The organism is Streptomyces vulcanius (genome assembly GCF_042653945.1).
Taxonomy (GTDB): Bacteria; Actinomycetota; Actinomycetes; order Streptomycetales; family Streptomycetaceae; genus Streptomyces; species Streptomyces mangrovi.
Genome location: NZ_JBHSFK010000110.1, coordinates 1 through 1,493, shown reverse-complemented (window position 1 = coordinate 1,493; position 1,493 = coordinate 1). Strand labels below are relative to the sequence as shown.

Here is a 1,493-nt window from a genome sequence, read left to right as displayed (position 1 = left end):
AGAACGGCCATCCCGTCTATGCGAACAGCAGGGTGGGCTCGGCGAGGATGTCACGGCCCAACTCGCTCTTGTAGATCAGGTCGATGCTGCCGAAGCGGGCCTCGTCGTAGTCCAGGCCGAGCCAGGCCACAGCGCCTCGTACGGCCTCTTCCGAGGAGCCTTCGATCTCAAGAAAGGTCGGCAGGTCCGGCCAGGTGTCGAAGTCGTACGCGACGCCGCCGAGCTGCCACTCCTCCCGGTAGTTCTGCTGGTAACGCACCTGCCGCAGGCCCAGGGCCTTAAGCAGCTCGGCTGTGGTCGCCAGATCGTTCACTTCGATCTCGATCTCGGTGGTCCCGTTGATGTGGGTGGCGTCGGTGACCTGCTTCAGCGTGAGGGTCGTCTTGCCGCCTTCGTCCCGTAGCCGTAGCCACTGCTCGCCCTGGACGGCGTCGTTCTCGAAGATCAGCCGGGTGAACAGTGTCTTGGCGAAGACCTGCTCCGCGCCTGCGGTACGCAACCGGTCGCGGAGCGCGTCCGCATCGACTGCCAGGAACTTCGCTTCGTACTCGTTCTGTGCCATGGGTGTCCTCTTACTTGTAACGGTCTCAGGCGCTCAGGTCGTGGAAGTCCTGCTCGCGCATCTTCCCGATCTCGCCGCACAGGTCGCTGTCCACGAACTCTTCCACGGGCAGGCAGAAATCCATCCGCTGAATGCAGACGCCGACGTGGAAGACTCCCTTCGGGTCTCGGTAGAGCCGCACCCCGTAGTAACCCTCCTGGCAGTCGGTGGCGTTGTTGAACCGGCACCCGGTGCAGGTTTCGGGTAGCCGCAGTGAGCGGATGTGCTTCACCACCAGGGGCCGGCCGTCCGGGAGTCGGTACGAGATTCGGAAGCCGGATGTGCCCGCGATGAGGCGGACTTCCTCCGGCTGCGCACCGAGTTGGCCCAGAAGCAGATCTATTGCATCCAGGGATTCATCGCCGTCGGCCAGCGACGACAGGACCCGTATGGACAGCTGCGGGGAGTGCTTCTCCAGCAGGCGGTGGACACGCTGGACGTGACTGCGATCGGGGATGACGACGTTGGCCCGTACGCCAACCCCCAGCTCCATGGCGACCCGGATCGACTCCTCCAGCGCCTCGATCTTCCGGGCTGCGCGCGAGCCGGTCCTGAACCTCTCGTTCTGTACCTGTGCGAGTTCTTCTGGGGTGGTGCCGAAGATGGAGAAGTTGACGCGGTTCAGCCCGGCTTCCGCGCAGAAGGGCAGAATCCTTGCGCCGTTTTCGCCGTTGGACGTAATGCCGACCTGATACCCGGTGTCCCTGGCCAGAGCGGTGATCTCCGGCAGCCGCGGATGCAGGGTCGGCTCGCCACCAGTCAAGTGAACCTCGTTGAAGCCGAGTGCTTCGCGGAGCTGGACCAGCGCCGAGCGGAAGGATTCGTCAGGGAAGACGGGCGCCGCGACGAAACGTGCGCCGTTTGTGGCGAGGTAGAGCGAAACGCGGCCGGA

The 1,493-nt window shown here is 64.4% G+C and carries 2 protein-coding genes; both read right to left on the bottom strand.

All coding sequences use genetic code 11. The annotated features are described in order from the left end of the window. Nucleotides 1-16: 16 nt before the first annotated feature. The gene (locus ACFPIH_RS56195; RefSeq protein ID WP_385879442.1) at nt 17-562 is read right to left on the bottom strand and encodes a class IV adenylate cyclase; all 546 of its coding nucleotides are present in this window, start codon (nt 560-562) and stop codon (nt 17-19) included. A 25-nt stretch (nt 563-587) separates the two neighbouring features. Beyond that, on the bottom strand, nt 588-1,493 hold a 906-nt coding region (locus ACFPIH_RS56190; protein ID WP_381188095.1), incomplete at its 5' end, for a radical SAM protein.

Excerpts from the sequence above, each read along its gene's own strand:
- ACFPIH_RS56195 (WP_385879442.1), bottom strand. The coding sequence starts at position 562 with ATGGCACAGAACGAGTACGAAGCGAAGTTCCTGGCAGTCGATGCGGAC.